Annotated in this window: 22 protein-coding genes; 6 read left to right on the forward strand and 16 right to left on the reverse strand. The window is 39.6% G+C overall.

The window, feature by feature from the left end:
• Positions 1–117 precede the first annotated feature (117 nt).
• On the reverse strand, positions 118–1,197 hold the full coding sequence (locus Q9M42_RS09000) for a citrate synthase/methylcitrate synthase (protein ID WP_322526150.1): 1,080 nt from the start codon (positions 1,195–1,197) through the stop codon (positions 118–120).
• Positions 1,198–1,311: 114 nt separating this feature from the next.
• Here Q9M42_RS09000 and Q9M42_RS09005 point away from each other — a divergent pair, with 114 nt between their 5' ends.
• Complete coding sequence (locus tag Q9M42_RS09005) at positions 1,312–2,175, forward strand: LysR family transcriptional regulator (RefSeq protein WP_322526151.1); 864 nt, start codon at positions 1,312–1,314, stop codon at positions 2,173–2,175.
• Between the two features lie 40 nt (positions 2,176–2,215).
• On the opposite strand, the gene Q9M42_RS09010 is transcribed toward Q9M42_RS09005, so the two are convergent.
• Positions 2,216–3,541: a DUF2252 domain-containing protein gene (locus Q9M42_RS09010; protein WP_322526152.1), complete on the reverse strand. Its 1,326-nt coding sequence runs from the start codon at positions 3,539–3,541 to the stop codon at positions 2,216–2,218.
• A gap of 171 nt (positions 3,542–3,712) precedes the next feature.
• Here Q9M42_RS09010 and Q9M42_RS09015 point away from each other — a divergent pair, with 171 nt between their 5' ends.
• A complete protein-coding gene (locus Q9M42_RS09015) occupies positions 3,713–4,816 on the forward strand; it encodes an AbrB family transcriptional regulator (RefSeq protein WP_322526153.1) in 1,104 nt (367 codons plus the stop codon).
• A 40-nt stretch (positions 4,817–4,856) separates the two neighbouring features.
• Here the strand turns inward: Q9M42_RS09015 and Q9M42_RS09020 are convergent, their stop codons facing one another.
• Positions 4,857–6,803: a DUF2075 domain-containing protein gene (locus Q9M42_RS09020; protein WP_322526154.1), complete on the reverse strand. Its 1,947-nt coding sequence runs from the start codon at positions 6,801–6,803 to the stop codon at positions 4,857–4,859.
• 60 nt (positions 6,804–6,863) lie between these two features.
• On the reverse strand, positions 6,864–7,469 hold the full coding sequence (locus tag Q9M42_RS09025; protein ID WP_322526155.1) for a TetR/AcrR family transcriptional regulator: 606 nt from the start codon (positions 7,467–7,469) through the stop codon (positions 6,864–6,866).
• Positions 7,470–7,670: 201 nt separating this feature from the next.
• Here Q9M42_RS09025 and Q9M42_RS09030 point away from each other — a divergent pair, with 201 nt between their 5' ends.
• The gene (locus tag Q9M42_RS09030) at positions 7,671–8,432 is read left to right on the forward strand and encodes an SDR family oxidoreductase (RefSeq protein ID WP_322526156.1); all 762 of its coding nucleotides are present in this window, start codon (positions 7,671–7,673) and stop codon (positions 8,430–8,432) included.
• Positions 8,433–8,559: 127 nt separating this feature from the next.
• Here Q9M42_RS09030 and Q9M42_RS09035 read toward each other — a convergent pair whose 3' ends face one another.
• The 11 genes from Q9M42_RS09035 to Q9M42_RS09085 form a co-directional block, all read right to left on the reverse strand.
• Positions 8,560–8,976 (reverse strand): SMI1/KNR4 family protein, encoded by a 417-nt coding sequence (locus tag Q9M42_RS09035; RefSeq protein WP_322526157.1) that lies wholly within the window; start codon positions 8,974–8,976, stop codon positions 8,560–8,562.
• A gap of 17 nt (positions 8,977–8,993) precedes the next feature.
• Entirely contained in the window at positions 8,994–9,590 is a 597-nt protein-coding gene (locus Q9M42_RS09040) for an HNH endonuclease (protein ID WP_322526158.1), read from the reverse strand.
• Positions 9,577–12,684 (reverse strand): ATP-binding protein, encoded by a 3,108-nt coding sequence (locus tag Q9M42_RS09045; RefSeq protein ID WP_322526159.1) that lies wholly within the window; start codon positions 12,682–12,684, stop codon positions 9,577–9,579. The genes Q9M42_RS09040 and Q9M42_RS09045 overlap by 14 nt, the downstream gene beginning before the upstream one ends.
• A 24-nt stretch (positions 12,685–12,708) precedes the next feature.
• Positions 12,709–13,347: a hypothetical protein gene (locus Q9M42_RS09050; protein WP_322526160.1), complete on the reverse strand. Its 639-nt coding sequence runs from the start codon at positions 13,345–13,347 to the stop codon at positions 12,709–12,711.
• 19 nt (positions 13,348–13,366) lie between these two features.
• A complete protein-coding gene (locus tag Q9M42_RS09055; protein WP_322526161.1) occupies positions 13,367–15,478 on the reverse strand; it encodes a dynamin family protein in 2,112 nt (703 codons plus the stop codon).
• 8 nt (positions 15,479–15,486) lie between these two features.
• Complete coding sequence (locus Q9M42_RS09060) at positions 15,487–16,485, reverse strand: hypothetical protein (RefSeq protein ID WP_322526162.1); 999 nt, start codon at positions 16,483–16,485, stop codon at positions 15,487–15,489.
• 22 nt (positions 16,486–16,507) lie between these two features.
• On the reverse strand, positions 16,508–18,133 hold the full coding sequence (locus tag Q9M42_RS09065; RefSeq protein WP_322526163.1) for a dynamin family protein: 1,626 nt from the start codon (positions 18,131–18,133) through the stop codon (positions 16,508–16,510).
• A gap of 17 nt (positions 18,134–18,150) precedes the next feature.
• Positions 18,151–18,672: a hypothetical protein gene (locus tag Q9M42_RS09070; protein WP_322526164.1), complete on the reverse strand. Its 522-nt coding sequence runs from the start codon at positions 18,670–18,672 to the stop codon at positions 18,151–18,153.
• Positions 18,673–18,956: 284 nt separating this feature from the next.
• The gene (locus Q9M42_RS09075; RefSeq protein ID WP_322526165.1) at positions 18,957–19,811 is read right to left on the reverse strand and encodes a YihY/virulence factor BrkB family protein; all 855 of its coding nucleotides are present in this window, start codon (positions 19,809–19,811) and stop codon (positions 18,957–18,959) included.
• 377 nt (positions 19,812–20,188) lie between these two features.
• Positions 20,189–20,884 carry a DUF2294 domain-containing protein gene (locus tag Q9M42_RS09080; protein ID WP_322526166.1) on the reverse strand — a complete coding sequence of 232 codons (696 nt, stop codon included), beginning with the start codon at positions 20,882–20,884 and terminating at the stop codon, positions 20,189–20,191.
• Positions 20,885–20,911: 27 nt separating this feature from the next.
• Complete coding sequence (locus Q9M42_RS09085; protein ID WP_322526167.1) at positions 20,912–21,316, reverse strand: hypothetical protein; 405 nt, start codon at positions 21,314–21,316, stop codon at positions 20,912–20,914.
• 523 nt (positions 21,317–21,839) lie between these two features.
• On the opposite strand from Q9M42_RS09085, the gene Q9M42_RS09090 reads away from it, so the two are divergent.
• From Q9M42_RS09090 to Q9M42_RS09100, 3 genes are all read left to right on the forward strand, one after another.
• The gene (locus Q9M42_RS09090) at positions 21,840–22,538 is read left to right on the forward strand and encodes a Na-translocating system protein MpsC family protein (RefSeq protein WP_322526168.1); all 699 of its coding nucleotides are present in this window, start codon (positions 21,840–21,842) and stop codon (positions 22,536–22,538) included.
• A 292-nt stretch (positions 22,539–22,830) separates the two neighbouring features.
• Positions 22,831–23,898 carry an ATP-grasp domain-containing protein gene (locus tag Q9M42_RS09095; RefSeq protein WP_322526169.1) on the forward strand — a complete coding sequence of 356 codons (1,068 nt, stop codon included), beginning with the start codon at positions 22,831–22,833 and terminating at the stop codon, positions 23,896–23,898.
• A 51-nt stretch (positions 23,899–23,949) separates the two neighbouring features.
• On the forward strand, positions 23,950–25,047 hold the full coding sequence (locus Q9M42_RS09100; protein ID WP_322526170.1) for a M20 family metallopeptidase: 1,098 nt from the start codon (positions 23,950–23,952) through the stop codon (positions 25,045–25,047).
• 34 nt (positions 25,048–25,081) lie between these two features.
• On the opposite strand, the gene Q9M42_RS09105 is transcribed toward Q9M42_RS09100, so the two are convergent.
• On the reverse strand, positions 25,082–26,164 hold the full coding sequence (locus Q9M42_RS09105) for an alpha/beta hydrolase (RefSeq protein ID WP_322526171.1): 1,083 nt from the start codon (positions 26,162–26,164) through the stop codon (positions 25,082–25,084).
• Positions 26,165–26,263: the final 99 nt, after the last annotated feature.

Consider the following 26,263-nt stretch of genomic DNA (forward strand, 5'->3'; position numbering starts at 1 on the left):
TTAGTCTTATTTTATCATCATTATTATCCATTGTCTTTTAATTCACTCGTTTATTATGAAAATTTTTCTTACTCAACCATATAAAAAACCGCTTTTCAGCGGCCTTCTATCTTTTATTTATTTGCCAACATACACAGACTGAGGCCGGATGATCCGGTTATCATTTCGCTGCTCTGCAATATGAGCACTCCAGCCGACACTTCGTGAAAGAGCGAATGTTGGAGTGAATAAGCTTTTAGGAAGCTTGACGGCCTTTAAAACAGCGGCTGCATAGAATTCTACATTAGTATAAAGCTTTCTTCCCGGCTTGTATTCCTCCAGCAGCTGCACCGCCTTTTGTTCTACATAATACGCAGTATCAAGCCAGTCATTTTCACCTGCAATGCTTTCACATATTTTCTTTAATGCTTCTGCTCTCGGATCTGTCGTTTTATATACCCGGTGGCCGAACCCCATCAGCCGCTCCCCGGACTCTATTTTCGCCCGCAGCCATACTTCTGCGTTTTCTTTGCCTCCTATAGCTTCAAGCATCTCAATGACTCCTCCCGGTGCTCCTCCGTGAAGCGGACCTTTCAGGGCTCCAATTGCCCCGACAGCAGCTGAAAAGAAATCTGACTCTGTAGAAGCAATCACCCGGGAAGTAAAGGTGGAAGCATTCATGCCATGCTCCATCGTTAAAATTAAATACGCTTCGAGTGCCCGGATCTCTGCTTCTGCTGGCTTTTGGCCGTGGAGCATATACAAATAATTCGCTGTATGGGAAAGATTGGGGTCCCCCTGCACAATTTCTTTCTGCTGAAGCGAACGATGGCGGCAGGCGATAATGACTGGCAGCACAGCGATCAGCCTTTCAGCCTGATCGCGTAGCGGTTCTTCCAATGAAGCTTTTTCTGCCAACGCAGCCACTGCAGCCTCGATAACACTCATCATATTCAGATCATAAGGAAATTGCTCAATCATCTTACAAATATGCTCCGGCAGCTTTCGTTTTTTCTTCAGCGATTCTGTAAATACCTGCAGCTGCTGTTCACTAGGTTTTTCTCCTTCAAGCAGCAGATACGCGGCTTCTTCAAATGAAGATTCAAGTGCTATGTCTCCCGCCGGGCGCCCCCTGTAAACCAGTCTCCCCTTTTCTCCGTCGACCATACTGACGGCAGTTTCGGCAGCAACTACATTTTCCAGTCCTTTTCCTTCCATTATAGCTTCCTCCTTTATGATTGTTACATTAAGTCTAGCGCAGGTATATAATAATAAATATTAAATAAATTCATCATTATTAATAACATTATCTTATTAAAAAAGGAGGCTATCATGAAAATAGAGTGGCTGGAGACGTTCACTACCGCAGCTCTATATGAGAATTTCCGCCAGGCGGCGGAAGTACTTTTTATTACTCAGCCTGCGGTAACTATCCATATCCACAATCTTGAAAAACAGCTGGGATTTAAATTATTTGTCTCTAAAGGCCGCCGAGTCACACTGAGCCCGGACGGGCGTCGGTTTCTCCCGCATGCTCAGGCTATTCTTAAAAGTTATCATTTCGGACTTGAGGACATGGAGCAGTGGCAGCAGGGCAAGACACGCACACTGACCATCGCCGTTTCCCCGCTCCTTGCGGTATCGATGCTTCCCCGGGTTATACGCAGGTTTATAAAAACCTATCCGCATATTGACGTAGTCATCAATGTTCAGGAATCTGCTCTCATTGAACGCCGTCTCCATGATGGCTCTGCCGACCTCGGCCTTTCTCTGCTCCCGGCTTCTGGAAGCGATATGCACCAGAAACTGCTGCATCAGGAGCCGGTGCTTTTAATTGCCCCTCATGACGGAGGTGATGCTGAAACAGCTCTGCCTCTCGACAGTACGGAAGTCCTGACGAAAAATGTCGTTTTCACCTACAATCATCCAGGCTATTGGGAAACACTGCTTCGAAAGCTGCGGACGCGCTTCCCCGCACTGCAGACGATGGAGGTTTCCCAGAGTCACGTAACGAAACGGTTTATCGAAGAAGGTCTCGGCGTTTCTTTTCTCCCCCGTTCTGCAGTGAGAAGGGAGCTTGCAGAAGGAAGGGTACTTCACGTGGACGCCCCGGAATTCGATCTTCCGCAGGCTTCAACCTACCTTTTGTATAAGTACACAAACGAAGAGGTCTTTCAGTTTCTTGATTATGTATAGAAAAAGGTGCCGGCTTCCCGCCGGCACCTTCTGCTCTGTATTAAAAGCTTTCCTTCAGCCATTCAAGAAAAAGCTCATAATCCTCTTCTACCCGCTCTTTGTAAAATCTCGACCACATAACCATTTCCTCAATAAAAATTTCTTCGTCGTCTCCAATGGCTTTTAAAATTTCATCTTCGCTGTGATAATCAAGCAGCCCCTGTTGAATATCAATATCTGCCCGGGCATGAACTTTTGCTGATATTTTCCCCATTGTTTTTACCGTGTGGTGCATCCGTTTCGGTTTCTCCAAATGCTTACTTTTTAAATCTTTGTCGTACGGTGACCGTTCCCGCACGTAGTAGTCGCGGTGCTGCAGCGTGAAATAGCCTAAATAGGGGTCGGCCAGATGGTGCATCGCCCGCTGGGTTTTAATCACCCGATTACCCTGGTGTTTATTTGTGACCCAGAACTTTTCCTCGTACGGGAAAAAGTAAGCTGGAATTGGCGTCCGTGCTTCTTTTGCTTCCAAAATCACGTGGTCCTCTCCGCCTTCAATTAAAATGTAAAAACGCTTCAGGCCGGTGGAGCCAATACCGGCGCCTGTCTTTTTCACTATATCCTTGATTTCATAATGCTCTTCGGTCTGGTAGCTTTTCTCTTCCAGACTGCCTAAATACTGGTCCCAGATTTTTATTATTTCCTGATACTCTTTATCGGTTACCGAATCCAGCTTTGACTTCTCCCTCTCAAATACATGATCACCGCTTTCATTAACGAAAGTCTGTTTTTCCAGCTCATGGGTGGCTTTTCGGTCCTCAAGCTTTTCGAGCGTCTTTTTGATTGGCTGCTTTGTGTTTTTTGAAGTAAACTGCGTTTTCACCGGATCTTTTTTGCCTTTTTTAAATTTTTTCAGACGTTTATAATAGGAGTCTAAATACGTTCGCACGAAAGCGTCCCGTTCATCGTCTTCAAACCCCTGCTGCATCGCAAACAGCCGGATGCTGACCACCATACGTAGTACATCGTACAGATAAGAACCAAGGTAGCCCTCATCAAAATCATCCACATCAAAAACAATTTCTCCGTTCTCATTCTGAAAGCTGCTGAAGTTCTCCATATGCATATCGCCCATAATCCAGGTAGGTCTGTCTTCTGGTGTATGATGCCGGAACGGGATATTAACTACATCGTAGTAAAACAAATACGCACTTCCCCGAAAGAAGCTGTAGGGATCCTGCTTCATCTTGACGTATTTCGCCTTGCGGCGCGTTTTGTTCAGATTCATCAGCCGGTCATCGAATTGATCAAGAATGGTTGCCAGCGTCTGCTTGCGAAGGTATTTTTTCGTCGTGTAAAAATCCAGTTCTTTATTTTGTTCCGCCACCAAATCTCTCCTTTTTATGAATTCCATTATTTTCTATCATATCATGTCAAAGCGCAGGTATCATTTACCCTCTTTTTTCCCTTCCCTTTCCTTTCTGCCTTTCGAAGCCTTACTATTTTTATGCTACAATCACTTTAATCTACGTTACTAATCAATAAAGAAGGTCTTTGTATGTTTCCTGACTCTATATCTGTGCAGCCCGCCTGGCTGCGCCTTTTTATTACTGCAGCAGCTGCCTGTGCTGGCGGCTTCTTCTTTTCCATGCTGAACATTCCTGTTCCCTGGCTGCTCGGGCCGATGGCAGTGGTATTACTTTTTTCAAAGCTGCCGCAAGTGCAAATGTACTGGCCGCAGCCTCTTCGAAATATCGGATTAATCATTGTCGGCTATACGATCGGCCTGGCTTTTACGATGGAGACCTTTTATCAGATCGGCTCCCAGCTGCCAATGATGATCGGACTGACGATGCTGCTTCTTTTGTTTTCCGGATTAATGGCCTTCGGGTTTGCTTCTTTTTCCGGAGTCTCTCTGCCCACGGCTTTGACCGGGAGCATTCCGGGAGGACTCTCCCAGATGGTCACTCTCGCGGAAGAAGAAAAACAGATTGATATTACGATCGTAACGTTTATGCAGGTGACTCGGATCATTTTAATTATGTTTCTAGTACCCGTGCTTGCGGTGAGCCCGCTATTTACAGACGGAGACGCGGCTTCTGGAGGAGGCTCCGTTCAGACAGCGGCCTCCTGGAACGACCTTTTTCCTTCTGCTCTTCTGTTTCTTGGCCCCTGCGTCGCCGCAGCCTGGACCGGACAAAAGCTCCGGCTTCCCACCTCCTACATGCTCGCACCGATGCTTGTGATGATCGGTGTTACGCTTACCGGCCTGCAGGCGCCGTCTCTCCCGGTTGTCATAACGAACGGGGCACAGCTTTTGATCGGCACTTATTTCGGCCTGCTGCTCCGGCCCGAAGAACTGCAGAAGAAAGTAAAAATAGGAGCCTTGACCATAGCCGGTGGGGTCGTTCTAATCGCCGGGGCGTTCAGTCTCAGTCTGATTTTGGAACATATGCACCATGTTTCTCCCGCTACTGCCTTATTAAGCCTCGCTCCCGGCGGCATGGACCAGATGGGCATTATCGGGCGGGAAGTGAACGCAGACATTTCAATTGTTATCTGCTATCAGCTGTTTCGCATTCTGTTCATTTTTATAGCCGTGCCTCCAATACTGCGGTGGCTGTTTAAATGGATTAGAAAACGTGAGTCATTGCAGCACTAAAAGTATCCCTTTGACCAGAGCAAAGGGATACTTTTTAATGTTATTCATAGCTGGAATAGTTTTCAGCTACCTCCAGGTCTTTTTTGAAAAAGCTCTCCGGCTTGTATTCGAGTTCCGTAAGCGCCAGCCGTTCTTTAAAATACTGCTCAAGCTCTTTATCCGTGCAGTAGATAAAGCACCCCTTCTGCCCTCTGGTCATTAACGTCCGGTAGGTGTTCCGGATAATTTCATCGGCAAGCTTTCGGGCTTTTTCCGGCTCTTCCTTTATCATCTTTTTAATCCCTCGCAGTGACTGATCGGTTTTGGCCCGTTTCGTATAATCGGTCTGTACTTCCCCGTCCCGGTACACGAGATCATCCCCGATAATGACGCCCACATAATCGAACTCAAGTCCCTGACATGTGTGAATGCAGCCCGCTTCTGTGACTGATCCTGAGTCAATGGCCCACGTATTGGAGGTGTCAAGGTTCCAGCTGATACCAAAGCTGTGCTCCGGAATTGTAATATCGTGTGCGTTCGAATAGGCCCGCTCCTTTTTGGGCCACTCCCAGCAGTACCCGGCTACGAGCCTCGCTTTATTGTTTTGTTCATTTAACGCAGCAATCGTTTCATACAACTCATTTGGATCACTGAATACCCGGAAATCGTAATCCTTTCCCATAAAGTGTTCATTGGCTGTATCCCGGATACCGAGCGTATCGTCGATCCAGGCCAGGTAGCCGTCGGAGCCGTTGCAGCGGAACTGGGAGGCGAGCTTCATCCGGTGCAGGACGCCGCCTGCCTGCTCAGTGAATGCTTCAATCTCTTTTGTCGTTCCTGCGTCCTTTAAGGTAACCCGCTGGTGTTCATCCATGAAAAACACCGCCAGCTTCGACGTATGAATGATTTCTTTCATCTGGTTTTCTCCAAGATTTTGAAACAAGCCGGACTTTTCATTTAAGCGGTGGGCTTCGTCTACGACAAGCACGTCCAATTCATCCTTCGGACGGTCCACGTAGCTGCCTGACCCCTTGAACAAATTATCAATATGGGTTTTTCGGTAGTCCTGCTTTAGTTTATTGGCGTACACATTTCTTGGCGCTGAATTTTTTGTTACATACTGTACGGTTTGATTTCTATTTGTCAGCTCCACCAGCAAATTCACTGCAAGCACCGATTTTCCCGTCCCAGGCCCGCCTTCGATCACAAGCACCTGCTTGGTATCCGTACGTTTCGCTTTTTCGGCAAGCTGCAGGGCTGTTTCGTATACGACCTTCTGATCATCAATCATCAGAAATTCATCGTTGCCTGCGAGCATGCTGTTCAGCGTATCCTGCAGCGATTTTGACGGGCGTATTTTCCCTTTTTCGATTTTATAAATATTTTCTTTGTTATCCCCGTGCGTCAGGTATTGCTTAATAAAAGCACGGAGCTTCCCAGCTCCTCCCTTTGCAAATACAGGAGCCTGGTCCACGTAATAGGTGTAGACGTCGTCGGTGAGAGGTTCATTTTCTGACTGTAAAAGGTAGTTATGTAAATACGCGCACGGATGCAGCTCAATATGATCCTTTTGAACATTCTCATTGTAGTCTTTAATAAGAGAGGCATACGACCAGGCTTGATAGGAAGGATGCGTGGTTTCCACGAGCCCTCCGCCCATTGCCGTTTTGACAATCGCTTCTTTTCCCTCAATTTTCTCCGCCCTGCTCCACTGCTTCAGCTCGACAATAACGATAGCAGGATCATTATTATTTTTGCCGGATATTAAAAAATCCACCCGCTTCGACGTATAAGGAATTTTAAATTCAATCGCCACTCCGGCATTATCCGGAATATCGTCATCCATCAGCACCCGGTACATGTACTGCATCGAATTATCCCAGGACCGCACCTCTGCTTCGTTGATTTTACCGACCTTAGACGTATAGTTGCTGCATATATTGGTAACCAGTTCATCGTGAAAAACGTCTTCTAGAAATTCATGTTTATTTGCTTCGTAGACGATCAAGGTCAAGGCTCCTTTCAGCTTGAAAAATAAATAAAAGTTGTTTATGCAATTTACTTCTTATCACGGGCTTCCAGCTTTAAACACGATGTCAGCCGGACGGCTTCTGAGTATTAATAACAGCTGCTCAGACATGTAATCGGGCTGGTGCTCAAATCCCCCGCGGACCCATTCGACAATCATTCCGAAAATGGCGTGAGAATGATAGCCGGCCTGCAGTGCCCGGTCGATACCGTCATCCTCTGCCTCATGTAAAAGATCCCCGAGAATCAGCTCCTGGAGAACGGAGGCTAATTTATGCTGAAAACCCGCAAGTGTATTTGATGTAAGGACGAGAGTGTAAAAGCACCTATGCTTCAGTACATGCTCGAATATTTTCACTGAAGACACCGTTAATTTTGGCAGCTCGAGCGTTGCTTTATTTTTATAAGGCTTCCGGAACGCTTCTTTTAAATCATCAGTGACCCCGTCCATGATTTCTTCGAGGAGCTGTTCTTTATAGTCATAGTGTTTATAGAACGTGCCGCGGTTAACATCAGCCCTTTCAACAACATTTGTAACCGTAATGGATGCAAAGTCCTTTTCCTCCATCCATTCCAGCAGAGACTGCTGCATTGCTTTTTTTGACTTTTTCACTCTTCGGTCTGTAGTTTCAGAGAATGAGTTCATAAGCCTCATCCTCCCTTCTTTTATTTTAAAATTATAAACAAAAAATCGTCATTTGTTTACTAATCAACAATACATGCTTGTTTTGATGATTGTAGTTAAAAACCTGCATCTATTATACTACAAATAGAATCAATTTATTGAACAGATGTTGAATAAATAACCAATTTGTAAGCGAATACATTAATATTGGGAGGTAAGGTCATGAAATTACAGGCAAAAACGGCGGTAGTAACTGGCGCCGCATCGGGAATGGGGAAAGCAATCGCTGAGCGTTTCGCTGCTGAAGGAGCAAAGGTGATTGTAGCAGATGTGAATAAGCAGGGAGCCGAGGAGGTGGCGGCATCAATTACGTCAAACGGTGGCACCGCTCAGGCAGTGGAAGTGAATGTAACCAAGGCTGAGGATATTCAAAATATGATTGATACAGCCGTCAGCGCTTACGGCACTCTGGATATTCTGGTCAACAACGCAGGTATTATGGACGGCATGGAGGCTGCCGGAGATATTAGTGACGAAAGGTGGGACCTGCTGTTTGATATTAATACGAAAAGCGTCATGCGTGCTATTCGTTACGCGCTTCCTATCTTCCTGGAAAAAGAACGGGGAGTTATTATTAATACCGCCTCGACCGGCGGCTTGAACGGCGCTCATGCCGGAGCGGCCTATACAGCTTCAAAGCATGCCGTCGTCGGTCTGACTAAAAATACGGGCTTTATGTATGCAGACAAAGGTATTCGCTGCAACGCCATCGCCCCGGGAGCAGTACAAACCAACATTGGCTCTACAATGAAGGATATGAGTGAATTCGGCGCTTCCCGGACCCAGAAAACCCAGTCCCTCATCCCGCGTGTCGGTCAGGCCGAGGAAATTGCGAACGCAGCACTGTTTTTAGCCTCTGATGATGCAGGATTTATCAATGGCACGGTATTAACCGCAGACGGCGGCTGGACAGCAGGGTTTTAAAATTCTATTCTTTTTTCATTTCAAAAATCTAAGTCTTTTACAGTTTCCTAACAATGTTTTCAAATAAAATTTTAAACGGCTTGGTTCCAATATCATTGAAACCAAGCCGTTTAAGTGATTTGAAGATTTAAATTTTATATAATTTCCCTAGAAATTCTTCAAAAGAATCGGCAACTTCTTCCGTATTGTTTGTTTCATGTTCCCATAAAACTACTTTTGGAGCAGCTGCGGTATTTATATATTTAAAACAAAGGTAATTCCCCCCTGGATCTTCTGCAAAGGGAACTAAACGTTCTAAGCTTTTCTTTTCCAATAAATCTTTTACTTGCAAAGGATTGTTATTGTATTCTTCACCAATTGGTAAAAGCCCTTTAACCATCCTTTCTTTTTCTGTTAAAGAATCATAAACATTAAATCTAGGACGACCTCCGTTACATTCTCTCAATATCTTTTTATATTCTCTTGGTAATTCTATTTTAAATAGACTTTCTAATTCGTATAAGTCATTTTCAGTTATTTGCTTCTTGCAATATTTCCATTCCATTAATTTAACGTCCTTTCTTACCTTGCCTCAGAACCGCCGCCCCAAATAGCCTTTCCTCCTGTATGTCCACTTTCAGCATGAATAGTTTGGTCTACCAATTGTAACTTTCCAGTTTCTTCATGGTGATGCCAAGTATATTCATCAGGCGTATCGTTATTTTTAATCTGCTCAATTTGTTCTGAATTAAACATACTTCCTAATTCAGGATTTTGTTCTAATTTTGCAGCAAGCTCTTTATTCGCATATTGAAACTGCTTCGCGTCTGAAGCTTGATGTAGTCCTTCAGGTAAATCTACTTCTGCACCAGCTTCAAATTGAGGGAAAACTCCTTCCATGGGTTGTCCATTAACTTCAATCTTATTCCGCTCATAGGGCACGCCTGTTTCTGGATGCAGAGTTCCTTCATAGCCTTGATTGATCGTGGGATAAAGCTTTTCGGTTTCTAACTGAGCGTTTGTAACCTGTAAACCTTCCATCGCCTCTGTAGTCTCAGGAGAGATAGCTGCTTGCTCTAAGTTTTGTAAAGAGCCTTCAAGTTTTCCTAATTCTGTGCTTGTAGTTACAACTTCTGTAACTTCAGCTGCGGCCATACTTACTCCTTCAATGATTGCCATATACTCTCTCCTTGCTGATCCATATCGAGAAAAGTTCCCACAGATTTTCGTTTTTTGCATAAACGGTAATTTGTTTTAATACACGCCATGTGAGTTCTTCTGTTTGATTAGTAGGCTGCCATATTAAAAATTTATTTTTAATATGGGTCAAAGCATAAAGATAAGTTTTTTCAGCATTTTCTGTAGCAGAGGCATTTTTATCAATTACTTGGTAAATATTTTCCTGGAGTAAACTTGATGCTATGCGTACTGCTTCTCCATCTGTTTCTGTTCGCTTTTTTTCCATCCAATGTACTGAGGCTTCTTCAACTAATAAACGCTCATTAATAGCTCTTAAATTCGAATAAATCAAAGTATCTCGTTGTTTTTTCATCAGTACTAACTCTTTTTCCGACCAACGGTAGACATGATTTTCTACGAGCAATTTCAAATAATGAGCTATTGATTTAGAAAAAGTTTTTAATTTCGAATAATAAAGAACAGAATTTACGTAAACATCCGTGATTTTGGATAGAATACAAGCAAGGAAACTGTTTTTCTGAGTTTCTGGTATTTCATAACCAAACTTCTTAACCGCATTTATTACTTTAGTAGACATTTCTGCTAACACTTCGTTAATTAGAGTAATCTCCCCATAAATAGCATTAAAATAAAATTTTTCATAAATAATTATAATTTGCTGTTTTAATCTTTCATCCTGATAAATAATGTTTTCCGCAATAGGATGGGCTATTTCTTTATCTCTTAAAATTGAATTATACTCTTCAGCGTTTTTTCTTAAATCCATTGATGTCGTATAAACCATTTTTTCTTTAGCTGAATGGACTTTTATATGAGACGGTCCGTGCATTCCACTTGTGTAAAAAAGAATTTCTCCTCTTTTCAATTGTGACAAAAATCGCGTATCTTCTTGTTGAAGTACTAAAGACTGCGCCACATATTCTGCATCATCTTGAGAAGCTAAACGGTGAATGATTTTAGTATCAGTATTTTTTAAAGCATCTGGTGCTAATTTTGTTGGTACTTGATCAACTATTATCATTCCTTCACCAAGAGACCGGATTTCGCTTAGCAAATTACAAAAATACTCTACTGCTTTTCCTTTTATATCAGCGATTTCGGCATTATTGTTGCCTTGATGGTTTTTAAATAATCTATGTGCTTCTTCGACAACAGTGAAATGACGTAAACTTCCGTCTATATTTTCACCTAAAGTGATTTTCAACTCTTCGGATAAACGAATAAAAAATATTCCCATAACCAATGCTTTATCATCTTCGTCAGCAATTTCTTCCAATTCAATGATAGTTTTTTGTTTAAGCAGCCGTTGAAAATTGAAAGTATTTACTGTATTTAATAACTTTCCTTTACTTCCAGTCATTAAGCTTTTTAATCTGGTTAATAATGCTGCTCTTATATTTGATTCTTGTTCTTCTGCATAACCAGAATTTTTTAAGTACTCATCAATTTCTTCATATAGTTGTCCCAACGTTGGGTAACATTCCAGTGAAATATTAGTATCAACATAAATATTTATTGAAGTGCTTAAATCCCATCCAGCTTTTTGATAAACTGCATATAAACATTGTTCGAGAATATTAGGCATAGATGCATACATAGAGAAAGCAGACATAAACACAGCTTTTAAGGAGTCAATATGAGCCATTACTGAGATGCCCGGCGGAAAATAAAAAGGATTCAGCCTTAGCGGTGATACTAATTCATTCCCAACAGTGTAAACTTGCACATCTTCCATCAAACTAGTCAAGTGCCTGTATTCTTGTTTAGAAGGTTCAATAATTAAATAGGGCACCTGACTGCTTTGCAGTAAAGAGAGTACCGTATTTGTCTTTCCACTCCCGGTAATGCCCCCAACGAGTGTATGCTGCCTTAACTTAGAGAACGGGAGCTTCATTGATTTATTAATTAATTTATTACGTTGAAAATTAAACCCTATTTCCCATGCCTCTTCATCAATAGCTTCAAAACCCGTTTCTATTTCAAAGTCTTTCACGGTCCTTAGAGAAAAACCTTCATACTTTTCGGACGGAAGATAACTTAATTTAGCTAATTCATGAGAATTTAACACAGAAGTAGCTGGATGGTGATTACCTCTTAACAAATTTTTCTCTTCTACATCTGAAGGAAAAGAAGCTGTAGACATATAATCAGCTACTTTCTTACTTTCAAACAAATGAAAACCCATTAGATGTTCTTCCTTAGAAGCAGCGCCATTTAAAGCCATCTGTACTTCTTTTAACACAGAAGGTTCTTCCGCAGACACATAAATCGCAGTCTGCCAAAGACCAATAGAAGAAGCAAAATGAAATCTTTCCATATGTTTTTCCAGTAATAAACAATACTGTTCTATCAAAAAGCTGCTTTCTTCCGTAGAAGTATCGTATGTTGTAGATTCGCCAGTAGCATTGCTCCAATTTTTAGAACTATTCACGCCTACTACAACTGCCCCTTTATTTCCTCCGCTGGTTTCACCTTTTTGTGTTTGTTCATTTTTAGTTATAGATTCTGAAAAAGTTTTCTTTTGTTTTCCCTGCCAGTATACATAATCCTCTTCTAAACTTTCCAACAAATGATAATTTTCAACCGGTTGTGCCAGTATACAGATAGTAAAACGCCTGTATGCGTTACCCCTAAGAAACAAAGTAAGCCAAGCCGAGGTGTCTTCCTCTTTTGTTGACGGAATGCCAACCACAGCAGCCGTATGATTATATGTAGTAATAGATTCCGAAGAAGCATTTACCATCGTGGATGGAAATGAATTTTCTACATTAGACTGCTTCAATTTCCTTTTTGTATCTGCTATTGAAACTTCTATTCTGCCATTACCATCACTTGAGACTTTAAAAATCAATTTAGTATTGAAAGCGTGAAGGCCGTTGATCCATTCTTCCATAGATTTTTTAATTTGCGCTTCTATTTTTTCTTCATTTTTATCATGTATGAATATTTCAGAAATTATAAAGAAATCATAGACATTAGGAGAACCATTATGATCTTCAATTAATTGACGCTCTGGCATGAAAAAAGTGCGGTACTTTTTCGACAGGTTAAACATTTCATTAGAATTAATCAAAACAGATCCCCCCCCTTTTTAACATTAATTTTTCTCTTTTATTTCTAATTCCTGAAATATTTCCTTGGCCAGGCTAATTTCTTTATTTATTTTGCTTTTTATTTCTTCTTTTCTATGTTCCCATAGTTCTTTCCAGGCTTCTCTCATTTCTTTTTCTTGTTCAATTTCGAATTCTTTGCTTGTTTTGTTGCTTTTAGAAGAAAAGCTATTTTTATTTTTTTTGTTATTTTTATTTCCTGGAGTTTCATTTAAAAAATTTCTCCCTTTAGTGATTATTTTTTTAAAGCACTCTAATAATTGAAGAAAAACATTTTCTTTTACTGAGTCTTTTATCGGTTCTTCTTTTTCTGTTTGACGCTGTCTTGAAAATATCTTTTCCGAATTATAATTAGCGAAGGAGAAATTGTTTGTGTATACTTTTTCACTATATACTTTCATGAAATGATCCACTTGTTCTCTGTTGTACGTTTTTTCTAAAAATTCCTCTACATCAATTTTTATCTCATTCATTACGCCCTTTTTATAAGAATTCATGTTAGCCAATTCGTTATTTAAAAAACTCTCCAGCATTCTTTCAGATAAGGGAACTTTTTTCTGTATAAGATTCTCATAATAATTTTCCAAATATTCTTCTACTGTACTTTTATAATGATTAAATTCCATAATCTATTTCCTCTTTCTTTTAATTCATTATTTCCTCATAATAATCTTCTACTCGACTATAATAAGTATTTAAAAGTTTTTTATTCACTTCTAATTCTATTAATGATTCATTAGTTTCCGCTTCACTTTTTTGATAATTTTCTTCGAGCTTTTCTAGCTGTGATTGTTTCCAAGACTCATAGGCACTAATTTTATTATTAATTACATTTTCTTTTAATATATTTTCCGCCAGGATTTCAGCCTCGTTGTTTAATTCGGTATCGATACTCAAGATGTCTCCTTGTACTTCTTCATACATTTCTTCAATAAAAAGATTAATAACTTTCTCTATACCTTCTAAATATTTATCCTCTTCTAAATATTCTTCATACTGTCCTTTCCCCACCCATGATTTAAAAAAGTTTAAAACTCCTTTTGATCTTACCGTTTTAATCGCTTTTGAGCGTTCTTTATTAATCTTTTTGTCAATACCCGTCTGTATATAAACCGCAGAGTTTCCTTTGAATTTATCATTAATTTCTTCTTTTACTTGATTAATTAATTCCTGGTGGGCAAAAAATAACGTTCCTCCGCTTAATTTCATTCCAAGCAATTCATAAAAAAGTTCGTTGAATTCTTTTTCTAAGTTCATAAATTTTTCTTCGAAATCCTCTATAATTTTAGTCATCTGCTTTTCCAGAAGTTCAAATACTTCCTGTATCAAAGTTTTTTTAACGGTCTCCGCAGTTAAATCTACGTAATTTATAAATGAGCCAACTATTTCTTCCGCATTATGAGAAGTTAAATTAAAACGATTAATTCGCCATTCTTTTTGTACTTGTCTCCGCCAGTCATTTGAAAGAGATTCGATTTTTTTCTCTGTTAACTTTTTTAATTCACGAAGCAGAGAAAATGAATTTTTACTTGCTCCTCCACGAATTCTTTTTTCAACCTCTCTTTCTAATTCTTTTTTAATTTCACGTACATTTTCTCCAAATTTTTCTTGTATAATTTCAATTTTTTTCTTAAACTCTATACGATCTCCTGCCAGTGAATCCTGAAGGAAGTACTCTGTCTCTTCGTTTTCCTGTAATTCAAGCTCACATGCCCGCTTCAAGGCACTTAAAGCTTCTTCAATTAAATAATAATTTTTTTCTTCGAAGTATTGTTCTAAACTTTCTTTCACTTGACTGATTTGACTCACAGATTCGATTATTTCCATATCTTCTTTTTGGATCTCCCGTCCAGAAACCGGAAATCCATCATCATCCACAAATTTAATCGTTTCATCTTTACGAATATCATCGATATTTATGTAACCTTGTTTATAAAGACCTGCGATTAACCCAAAATAGGAAGATACTTTAAAAACTTTTGGTTCTTCAACAATTGGCTCCAACATTTTAAAAAGCTCTTCATAGGCCTTGGTCACTTCGCTGTCAGGGTGCTGATCAATTTTATTTATCGCAAAGAAAATATGCTTACCTGTGCCGTCGATGGTACTTCGTTTTGCGTTCTCTACATATTCTTTTATTACACGCATAAAATTAGCCTGACCAATTGTTGAAGGATCGATTAAAAAAATAACTGCGTTGATTTCCATCAAAATTTCACTTGTAATTTCGTTATGCCCGGAGTATTGGGCAAAAAGTCCAGGCGTATCTACAATTTCTGTACCGTTTTTACAAAGATCCAGAGGCCAATACACATTAACCGATTGAATCTCTTCTTCCACCTTCACTCCTTCTCCATCCGGATTTCTATTAATAGTAGTATACATTTTTAGTTGTTGTTTTAAGTCTGCGATGTCTTCTATCGGTTCTTCTTCTTTTGGGAGTACGAGTCTCTCACCGCTTCGGTAATTAATCTCCACTTTAGACTTTTCACCATACTTCACAGTGGTAATAGCAGCTGTTTCGACTAAAATACTAGTCGATAATAGATCAAACTCCAACAAACTATTAATAAATGTAGATTTACCTACACTAAAAGGAGCTACTACACCTACTTTAAACGTTCCATTTTCTAAGCGTTCCAGCTTTTGTTCAAAGTTTATGGCTTCAATTGTATTTTTACTTAAAAATTCTTCATTTGTAGCTTCTGTAATTAATTCAGCAGTTTTTTCGATTTTCTCATTTAACGCATTTATCATTTCGTCACTTACTCAATAGATGTCAAAAATTCTTTGAAACCACTTGCTTTAGATAAAGCTGAATGCCAGTCCTTCACGTTTGTTTTGGGCTTTGGAAAGCCCATTTCATTCAAAACAAAAACATCTTCGTCCATAATTAATTCTTCATGGCTATTGTTACGCTTTTCAAAAAGACGAGAATTAATATAAAAATACTTTTCTGCAACAGTATCTACATACATATTCTGACCTTCATTATCTATTAACAACCATTTAGGTTTAACATCATTTTTCTCTAGAGATTCAGATTGAACGGTGGTGATAGTAATCAGTTTCGAGTCTTCGCCTAACTTATTAAATTCCATTTGATTTTTGATTTGACATAATGAAAGGTTTTTAATGTTCTTCATTTCTTCTATTAAAGAATAAGGTAAATATTGATATAAAATATTAGTGTGCCCTTCAGGTGTCCAAAGAAGTAAATATTCTCCCTTCATCCAGTTTGTCTCTAAAAAAACTAATACTTCTTCCATGCCAATATAACTGGAAAGATAACGTCGATCTTCTTCAGAAGTCACTTGCTGAATATCTCTAAACTCGTTACTTCTTGAATCTTTAAAAATAAACGAGTACTCGGATCCTTGTTCGTGTGATAAGGCAACTTTAAATCCCTTTAAGGAAATTTCATAGATAAGAGGATTTTTAATAAAAAAAGACAATGAATTAAAAAGATCTGCTTTTACCATTTGGAGTTCATCCGTTTTAGCATTTTCTTTATCAATAATGATAAAAAGAAAGTTTTGATCGTGAGCGCCTTGTTTTTTCAATTGACGAATTTTTTCATGTAGAAATTGGTTGTTTGCATAATGCACTTTAAGTAAAAAAATAGAAAAATGAGGATCTTTATTATTAAGAACATCATTTTCAATTGGGACAAAAGACAATTCGAAATTAAAAGCATCCTTATTTATAGCTGTTTTAAAATCGTTATACTCTTTTTCATCATCTGCATAAATAATAACTTTCACTTAAATTTCCACCTCCATTTATTTAATAAATCGAAGCTAAATATTTTTCAAATTCAATAATACCGCTTTGTTTTTCTATTGCCTCAATATGAGATTCATTTATTAACCTTCCACTTATAATTTCTTGATTTTCTTTAACGTACACATATTGATCTTTTTTTATATCCATTAATGACAATAATCCAGAACGATAGAATCTGGCTCTACTGGCAAAATAAGAAGATACTGAAAATACTGGACAGTCTGGAAAATTAGTCAATACTTTGTTTTTGAATTCATTTTTTACTAACTCTTTATCTGTAGCTTTTGGTACAAGATCGATTTTATTCATTACAAAAACACATGGTTTGCTATACTTTTCCTGTAACTCATTAATTTTTCTTGTATAAGGCTCAAAACCAGTTTGAGAAGGATCCAGCATATAAACAATTACGTCCAATTCCTTAATATAATTTTCTGTTATTTCGTCATGGTGCGAATGAGGGCCAAATAGTCCCGGAGTATCAACTAATTCAATTTTGTCTTCCAGGTTCTTATATGGAAGCATTGCGCGTACTGGAGTAAGCGATTGATTTTCTTTGTCAGTAGTTAATAAATTTAACTGTTCTTTCAACAAAGAAAAATCTTCTAGTTGATTGAAAACAACATTGTTCTGTTCAAAATTGTGAATTAAAAATTGTTTATGATTGCTTATCCGAGTAATTGAAGCCGTTTTAACCAGTATGTCTTCAGACAAAAGTGGTACATGAATCAGACTATTGATAAAGGTAGACTTACCATACGTAAAAGGACTTATTACCCCGACTTTTATTGAATTATGATTTTCTAGAATAAATTGGTCTAAAATGGTATCAGCAAACTTTTTTTTATTTTTGTCTATACGAGATTGTGCTATTAAATTATTTATTTGTACTTGTTGGGTATAAGAAAAGTAGTCCCATTTTGCAGATAACATATCAAATATTCGAATTTCCCAATCATCTTCTAATTTTGAATAGAAATTTTTGAATCTTTCTTCGTTGGTTCTATGCAAGACAGTGCAAACATTATTAATAGTAGAAGCTTCTAATTGAACATTAAATAAATCTTGTAAAGTTACAGGGTGGACAACTATTTCTTGATTAGGCTCGATGTTTAATATTGTTTTCAATGTTTCTAAAAATGCTTCTTCGGAGGTATATTCTTTAGAGATATAAACAACTTGTCTATTTTGAACTTTTTTTCCTTGAAAATAATAGGTTCCTTCGTCACAAGAAAAACTGTATATAAATAATTTGTCCGCGGTTTCTGCTTCAGCCCTAAGATTATTTATAGACAAGAGCAGACTGCTAAGGGGATAAGCATTTAATATTCCTTCATCAAATGATAAGTATTGATAAACTTCATCTGGAAGGAAAAAATAATTGTTCTCGGCATTATTGAATAAACAAGTGAATTGATGAATTAGACTAATATATGAGTCCTCATTCTCGGCTAGACATTTTCTAATCCACTCGTTTAAGTTAGCATTTTCCAAAAATGGCACCATCGTTTTTAACTGCTCAGCTTTTTTTCCAATAAGAATAGTTCCATTTATATTCTTTGTTACAGCAGAAATCTTTGTCTCCTCTAACGTGTGTATATGTTTTCCTAAAGAAATGATATTCATTATTATCTTCTCCAAGTTTAAAAAATTAAAATTGCTATTCCTAACGCAAAAGCAATCCACTTGAATTTATTATTTTCATCACGTTGTTCTTTGATATCTTTTTCTAACGTGTTTATTTTTTTTATAGCCCTATTCATCGCTTCATCTGTATGATTTTTTTGATTGATATGTAATTCTTTCGAAACGGGAAAAATTAAAATTAATTCGTTTATTTGATTTTGAAAATCAAGCCTTAAATCCTCCAATTGCTTTTGTAGCTTTTCCATTTTAGTATTATTCATATATATAGTTTCTTTTTTAAATTTATTTAAAAGTTCTAAAATAGATTCGTATTTTTCATCCCATCTTTGAATTTCTCTTCTTTTAAATAAGGTATTAGAATCTTGATTTTTATTAATAGTATTTAAAATGGACTCCTGCAATTCTTTTTGTTTTTTAATAATATGATCAATTTTTTTTAATAATACTGCGTCTGCATTTACTAGTTGCCCGTGATTCCTTTGAGAGATTTTTTGGAGTTCATTTAGTTCTACAGCCATTTCAGCTGCAGATTCTCCAAGCCCTGCTATATATTCAATTTCTTTTTCTTTAATAGAAATATAAATCCCTCTCCTTTCTAAGACTCTTTTAATAATTCTTTAATACTAATATCGGAAACAATATATGATTTTTTATACCAATATTACATTTTTCTACCATAAGTCAATTAAATCTATAAAATAAGGCATGCCCGTTAATAAACCGGTCATGCCTTCGTCTTCTTTATATACCAGTTCAAATAATCGAACCAATAATTAAAAACAGTTTCATTAATAATTATTTTTTAATGCTCTCCACGGGCGTTGTTTATTTTTCTAGTTGTACCATTTTTTCTGCGGTGAAAAATAACGTTCATCTCTGCACCGATCATGAGTACCAGGCCAGTCAGGAAAAACCAAAGCAGCAGAATAATAACACCACCGAGGCTTCCGTAGGTAGCCGAGTAATTTCCAAAGTTACTGACATAAAAGGAAAAGCCGAGCGATACTATCTGCCATAAAAGCGCAGCGGTTATGGATCCTACCAGTATTTCCTTCCACTTTAAGGTTTGATTCGGCGCGAACCGGTACAACAACAAAAGCATGAGTGTCATAACGATAACCGCTATTACCCAACGGAGCACCTGAAATAAAACCTCTGTCTGCGCTGGGAGACCGAGAACAGAGCTGATCATCGAAATCAGGACATTTCCGAATATCGGAAGCACCAGGGCCACTACGATAGTCAAAATCATACAGATCGTAAGAGCAATAGCTATCAAACGCACTTTAATAAACGAGCGTGTCTCCTCAACATCATAAGCTTCATTGGAAGATTTAATAAACGCGTTTATACCGTTCGAGGCTGACCAGAGTGCGCCGAGCAGACTGACTACAAATAAGATACCGCGTGGCTCCTGTACCAGGGTTGTAATATTTTCTTCGAACAACGAAGCGGTGTCCGACGGTGCGATGGTCCCTATAAAGCTGACTACGGAGTTAGGATTCAAATTTAATAATGGTAGAATGGTCAACGCAAAAATAAGAAGTGGAAAAATGGAAAGAATATAATAATACGCCTGGGCGGCGGCAAGCAATGGCACATTATCTTCTTTAAATTCGGTCATCAAATCCGAGATGTATGGCTTTATTTTTTTCACATGGGTACGCCCTTTCTCTAAATGCGATAGCTTTTCTAAACACTGAACGCCTGTATAAATAATAAAATTCCTGAAACAGATCTTCTGGCGTTATGCCCCCTTTCGTTTATTAAGTGATCGCCACGGGACAGCTTCTGCTTTTTAAGCAATAAAAAAAGCCAGAAAAAGATCATATCTTTTCCTGGCTTACAGAACAGCTGTGACTGTCTGTTGCTGCCGATGCTATTTAGTTATTGCCTGTGGTATGTTTACCTTTCCGGGGTACAATCGAAACGTATTATTTTCTTTGCCCCAAAAAACAAGCGAAATTCTAACATAAAAAGCCAGCCGGCACTAAGCAATTCTGTATCGCTCCGAAGATTTTATTGTTTCCCAATCTAATTTTGTGGCTGCACAACCAATACAGCATACCCTTTATCCCCTGTAAAATGCCAGGAAACAAATACTTCTGTAATTTTCCCATCAATAAATGATTCCAGACTCGCTTTATTAATCATTCGCAGCTCGAGCGGTTTCTTTACTTCTTTTAATTCATTCTTATAACCGGCTGCGATCAGCTCTTTTTCAATTTCAACAAATACCCCTGTCCTCTTAATAACAATGTTCCGCTCATTCAGCCAAAAAGATTCTGTCGTTTCAGGCACCTTTTGGCCCCATTCGCTTAATTCAATGATTTTATCGTTAAATCGCGTATGATTCAGATGATCCGGCCATTTCGCCTGGCATCCCGAGGTATCTTCTGACATAATACCAAGAATAACGCCCCGCTTTTTATCAAGATCCCAGTCAAAGTACATTTCCTGAATAGTAATCCCTGCTATCTTCTCCAGCTGGGAGCGCATCTCTGTCTGGAGTTGATCAAACAACAGATCTCTCGTTTCCTCTACACGCTTGTTTTCTTTTTGAGAGACCAGGATGGCTTCCATCGGCGCTAAAAAGTCCCGCAGATGGATAACGAGAAAAGGATGCTCGATCGTCACATACACTGAGGTCGGCCCTTTTCCAAAGTTTTCCCGGATCAATTTTCCGATGTAGCCTGCAATTTCCCCATGTTCATTTCTTGTCTCTTCCATCGTACAACTCCTTTTAAAAACAAATGGTTATACAGCCTGGCGTTCAGTTGCCATCTGTTTTTCCGTATATGTGTCTTTTTTTTCTGCTTTCTCCTCCCTTCGATCGTTGTTTCGAAAAGAAACACGAGTTATTTTTACTCTTAAAGGTTTAAAAAACACAAAAAAACCACAGAGAAAAACTCCCTGCAGCTTATTCATCAGCGTTAATTGTCTGATGACTTCCGCTCCATGTGCCAGCAGGTCCCTATTAGACCACCTGTCGTCTATTGCTAAAAAGCATACCAAAATAAGGCAGGCGCTGCCTGCTGTTTTCTCTACAGTCTTTTGTCCCGCCGACCAATTACTTTTCAACCAGGGTAAAGGCAAGCAGGAAACAGCATTACCGGGCAGTGCATTACTAGCGCTTTTGTCTAAAATGTTAACCGCCATCATTAGGTAAGCTGTTTAATATATGCTTTTTTACGCAGACTTTCACCACGCGTAACACCAATCGTACTTGGTATATAAATAATTAACAATCGTAAAGTAAATAGGAGATATTAATTAATACTCCTGCAGTAAAACATAAAAACCCTCCCTGCCGGCGTAGGAAGAGCTTTTTCTATGGAGAAGCCACCATTCTATGTGTCTTCCATCTATTATGATACGCTCCTCCCCCTTCAAAGTAAAAGAGAACGATTAAATACGAGACCCTGTAGACTAAAATGAATCATTTTAATGATTTTTCTGGAACTAACCTGCTGCTCATACAAATTTTACACTTTTAGGTCTCTCTTTTTAACAAGATCTAATTTGACGGGTAGCTAAAGGTATTTTCTTATATTCGAAATTTTGGAAGGCTTTTAGTTCTGGTTCTTTAGACTCAATAAATCGAAAACCCGTATATAAAAAGCTTATTTAATAGTATAATGGTAATAAGTTAGGAAGAACCCCGCTTCTTACAAAAGGAGACTTTATGGAACAACAGCAAACTGAAACCAAGATGATTGCAGCTTACACCGGCAAAGCATTGAGAGATCACTTTGGCAAAGGCCCGGTCAATATTCACATTTCATTTAAGCGGCCATTTTTGATTATGTATGTGAAAGATTTCTTAGGACCGATGGAAAATATTTTATTGCAGCAAAATGAAGAACAGCGTATTGCGAAATCAAGAGAGTTTATTATGAACGAATTTTGTCCCCGGATTCAGCCGGATATTGAAGACATGATAAATGGGACAATTAAAGAATGGTACTTTGACTGGAATTTAAAAGAACACAGCGGTATGATCTGGGCAGTAATGAATGAGAAACCGTCCAAAAAAATTCCATGGCCGGGAGAACTCAGCCAGAAGGCATTCGAAAGAAAAATCGTGAATCTAAGTATAAAAGGCCAAAAAGAACCTGACTATACGAAGGCTTATTGGATTGATGAACGCTCGATTATGATTTACCGATCCGGTGTTTTTGTTGAGATCGAGAAAGAACTCATTCATGCAGGCTTTGAAGAGCAGCTGAAAATTGCCAAACGGCCAATGGAACGGCGGCTGTTTCAAGAAGAACATATGGAGCCGATTCTTCAGAGAAAAATCTCAGACGTTTTCACCGACTGGAATTTCAGTGCAGACAAAGGCTACATGGTACTGGCATTGGAGCCGGAAAAAAAGAGATAGTTCGCAGGTATATTGGTTCTTCAGTCCGGTTTATGAGCTCTTTTATAAAACGAAACGTTTAGGGCGGAAATGAATAAGGTATAGGTGACATTAGTCAAACACTTATTATTGATGGCAGCAATGTTTTGAAATAAAGCAAAACATGAGCCGGGAAGGTACCAGCGCCTTTTCGGCTCTTTTTTATGCTCATGGAAAAAGTTAGAAAAACAATAATTTTCCTTTACACGCTGCCGGCAGAAATTTTATTAGTCGTTAAGGCTGTACACTATATATCTAAAATGGAGGCTCCGCCATGAATATACTATTAACCTCGGCAGCACGCCGAATAGATTTTGTTCAATTTTTCCAGGAAGCGATGAACGGATTAAATATCGAGGGAACAGTCGTGGTCACTGATCCGGAGCCCGGGGCCCCGGCAATCCAGCAGGCAGACAGATCCTATGTTACTCCGCACCAGACGGATGAAAACTACCTGGACACGATCCTTTCGATCTGTGAAGATGAAGTGATTAAAATGCTCATTCCATTAAACGACTGGGAAATCACCAAATTTGCAGAAGCCCGTCATGAGATTGAAAAATTGGGGGTAAGAGTTTTTACACCGGAGGTTTCCACTGTACAGGCGATGAGAGACAAGCATCAATACCGGGAACTGCTTGGCAGATTCGGTGTCGCGGCACCAATTTCCTACCTGACGGTGGAGGAAGCAGCGAAAGGAATTGAAAACCAGGAGGTGACCTGGCCGCTGATTGTTAAACCACGCAACGGCTCGGCTTCGGTCGGCATTAACATCGTTTCCTCTGTTGAAGATATGCAGTTTGCCTACAAACAGGCGGTAGATGCGGTCAAAAACAGTCCGATCGCTGATGATTCCATTCATGACCCCGAAGACAACATCGTGATCCAGCAGGTCGTGGATGGAGAAAAATACAGCGTTGACATCGTTAATGACCTGGAAGGAAATTATTTAACTACTCTGGCCCTGAAGCAGCTCGAAATGCGCGGAGGCGATGTGGATAAAGCGATCTCAGTAAAAGACGAAGCACTGATGGAAGTAGGCAGAAAAATCGGAGAAAACTTGAAGCATATCGGCTACATTAATACTGATGTGTTTTATGATGGCCACGACTACTATGTGATTGATATTAATCCAAGATTTGGAGGCGGATACGCCCTCTCCCACGCTGCCGGAGCAAATATTCCTTCAGCTTACATCGCTTTGGCCGCAGGTAAAGAGCTTCACCCGGAATGGCTGAATGACAAAGAAAACATCGAGCTTGCACGGTTTGACAGAGTTGTAAAAATTGATAAAAACAAAGGAATTCATACGGCTCCGGATGAAACCTCATCTACCGTGTAAATGATGCGCCTTTTTTTAGTATGATGAAACATTTACGCGAGGAGGCTCAGAATGAATGAAACGATTCCTCTCCTAAAAACATTAATCAGCTATAATACGTCGAGTCTGTCCGGCGTTAATGAAGCAATGGATTTTTGCAAAAAGTGGATGGAAGACCGCGGCCTGGATGTCCAAAAGCATGAAAATAACGGGCATTCCATGCTCGTATGCGAAGTCGGAAGCGGGACTCACACTCTTGTTTTTAATGGCCATCTAGACGTCGTCAAAGGCAAAGAAGAGCAGTTCGCTCCCTACGAAAAAGACGCGAAGCTTTACGGCCGCGGTTCGGCAGACATGAAAGCCGGACTTGCGGCTATGATGTCTGCAATGATGCGTTTAAAAGAAACCTCCCCCGGCTGTAAAGTACAGCTCCAAATAGTTCCCGATGAAGAAACCGGCGGACGCAACGGCACCGGCTATTTAGTTGATACCGGCCATAAAGGGGATTTTGTTATCTGCGGAGAGCCTACTGGTCTGGGAATTGCTATTCAATCCAAAGGCGTTCTGCAGCTGGATATTACTGTAACCGGCTCCTCCACGCATGGCAGCCGTCCGTGGGAAGGAGAGAATGCGATCGAAAAAGCATTTGCGCTCTACCAGCGTATCAAGCAGCTCCCGTTTTCCCAGGAGCGCTCAGAATTATACGCCCAGCCTTCTATTAATCTGGCTAAAATTCAGGCGGGCACCGTATATAACAAGGTCCCGTCCAAATGCGAATTTTCGCTTGATATCCGCTACCTGCCGGACCAGCTGCCGGAGGATATTTTACAGCAGATTAACAGTCTATCCGATGATGAAGTGTCTGTTCATATCTGCAACGACCCCGTAAATACGGAAGTTGATAATCCTTATGTTAAAGCGTTATCCGAGTCCATTACCCGCCATACCCAGCTTGAGAAGGTGAATATTTTCGGTCAGCATGGGTCATCAGATGGACAGTACTTTACAGTTTACGGCATTCCAGCCGTAGAATTCGGCCCTGTCGGCTACAACTGGCATGGAGACAATGAACTTGTTTACACGAGCTCCATCCCTGAATACGAGAATATTTTAGTGGATTTTGCCGGAAGTTTTTCTACTGTCCAACTGCCAGTAGTTAATAACGATTAAAAAATAGGAGCGGCTTAACTGCCGCTCCTATTTTTTAATTGCTTTGCGTATTGTTTTGAAGCACTTCCCGAAAGTGAACAGCCGTTTCCCGAATGGCATCGGCCGCCTGTGGGTAATAGCCCAACTTCTTTAAAAACGTATGAGCCATCCCTTTATATTCAATATAGTGTACGGGACTCTCCTGCTTCTGAAGCTTTCTTATGAAATCCTCTCCCTGCGTCCGAAGAAAATCAAATTCAGCCGTCACAATCATCATCGGAGGATACGTAACGTTTTCTTTATTACGCAACGGGGATACGAGCGGCTGATCGAGCTCTTCAAGATCTGTGACATACAGCGACTGAATAAATGAAAGCGACTCCCGCATGGTCACAAGCTCCTGGCGTACAAGCTCTCTATCTGCGCCTGGATTGTACTGCTCCATTTTCCGAGTTCCGCCGGACACATCGGATAAATCCAACAAAGGAGCCAATAAGCTCATATAGCAAATGTTCCAGGATTTTTCACGGCTTAAATGATAAACGCCAAGCGCAAGATTCGCTCCGACACTGTCGCCTACCAGACCAACACGCCCCGTATCTGCACCGAATTCATCCCGGTTGTCACATACATAGCGCACACTGTCAAAGCAGTCATTCAGCCCTTCTGCATATTTGTGCTCCGGGGCGAGCCGGTATTCGACTGCAACTACTACAGCCTCTGCCTTTTCGGCCAGCAGTTTGCATATATTGTCCATTACTCTCTCGTCGCGTTCAAAGAACCCGCCGCCGTGAAAATAAACGAGCATTGGCTTCGTGTTATTTGACCGGTTATATACTTTCAGCTCCAAGTCACGGCCTTCTAAAGAAACAAGCTTTGTTTCCATACGAACATTGGAGCTTAAATCCCGATTCTCTTTTTCTTTATTGTTGCGGATGATTTCAAGATCATCATGCGTCATCGGGCGTCTCAGTCCTGGATCAGATTCCTGCTCCAGAAATTGTTTCACTCTTGGATCAAGACCTTCTTTATCTTCTAAAAACGGTATGCCTTTTGCAACTAATTCCACGCTTCCCTCATTCACAAGAGATGCTTTTTCTTCTAAACGATGCACAAGCTCTTCATGGCTGTAATCCATACGCGTAAAATCCTCCTAAGTGAGAATAAAAACAAACTATATTATTACACATTTCATTCTTAAATACTGTTCCCAAAAATTTATTTATTTATGCCTTTA

This window comes from Marinococcus luteus (genome assembly GCF_034497705.1).
Taxonomy (GTDB): domain Bacteria; phylum Bacillota; class Bacilli; order Bacillales; family Marinococcaceae; genus Marinococcus; species Marinococcus luteus_A.

Coding starts and splice junctions, on each gene's coding strand:
- Q9M42_RS09000 (WP_322526150.1), bottom strand. CDS start 1,197: ATGGAAGGAAAAGGACTGGAAAATGTAGTTGCTGCCGAAACTGCCGTC.
- Q9M42_RS09040 (WP_322526158.1), bottom strand. CDS start 9,590: ATGGCAATCATTGAAGGAGTAAGTATGGCCGCAGCTGAAGTTACAGAA.
- Q9M42_RS09055 (WP_322526161.1), bottom strand. CDS start 15,478: ATGATAAATGCGTTAAATGAGAAAATCGAAAAAACTGCTGAATTAATT.
- Q9M42_RS09090 (WP_322526168.1), top strand. CDS start 21,840: ATGGAACAACAGCAAACTGAAACCAAGATGATTGCAGCTTACACCGGC.
- Q9M42_RS09085 (WP_322526167.1), bottom strand. CDS start 21,316: ATGATGGCGGTTAACATTTTAGACAAAAGCGCTAGTAATGCACTGCCC.
- Q9M42_RS09025 (WP_322526155.1), bottom strand. CDS start 7,469: ATGAACTCATTCTCTGAAACTACAGACCGAAGAGTGAAAAAGTCAAAA.
- Q9M42_RS09035 (WP_322526157.1), bottom strand. CDS start 8,976: ATGGAATGGAAATATTGCAAGAAGCAAATAACTGAAAATGACTTATAC.
- Q9M42_RS09005 (WP_322526151.1), top strand. CDS start 1,312: ATGAAAATAGAGTGGCTGGAGACGTTCACTACCGCAGCTCTATATGAG.
- Q9M42_RS09065 (WP_322526163.1), bottom strand. CDS start 18,133: ATGAATATCATTTCTTTAGGAAAACATATACACACGTTAGAGGAGACA.
- Q9M42_RS09050 (WP_322526160.1), bottom strand. CDS start 13,347: ATGGAATTTAATCATTATAAAAGTACAGTAGAAGAATATTTGGAAAAT.
- Q9M42_RS09095 (WP_322526169.1), top strand. CDS start 22,831: ATGAATATACTATTAACCTCGGCAGCACGCCGAATAGATTTTGTTCAA.
- Q9M42_RS09030 (WP_322526156.1), top strand. CDS start 7,671: ATGAAATTACAGGCAAAAACGGCGGTAGTAACTGGCGCCGCATCGGGA.
- Q9M42_RS09070 (WP_322526164.1), bottom strand. CDS start 18,672: ATGGCTGTAGAACTAAATGAACTCCAAAAAATCTCTCAAAGGAATCAC.
- Q9M42_RS09080 (WP_322526166.1), bottom strand. CDS start 20,884: ATGGAAGAGACAAGAAATGAACATGGGGAAATTGCAGGCTACATCGGA.
- Q9M42_RS09100 (WP_322526170.1), top strand. CDS start 23,950: ATGAATGAAACGATTCCTCTCCTAAAAACATTAATCAGCTATAATACG.
- Q9M42_RS09105 (WP_322526171.1), bottom strand. CDS start 26,164: ATGGATTACAGCCATGAAGAGCTTGTGCATCGTTTAGAAGAAAAAGCA.
- Q9M42_RS09015 (WP_322526153.1), top strand. CDS start 3,713: ATGTTTCCTGACTCTATATCTGTGCAGCCCGCCTGGCTGCGCCTTTTT.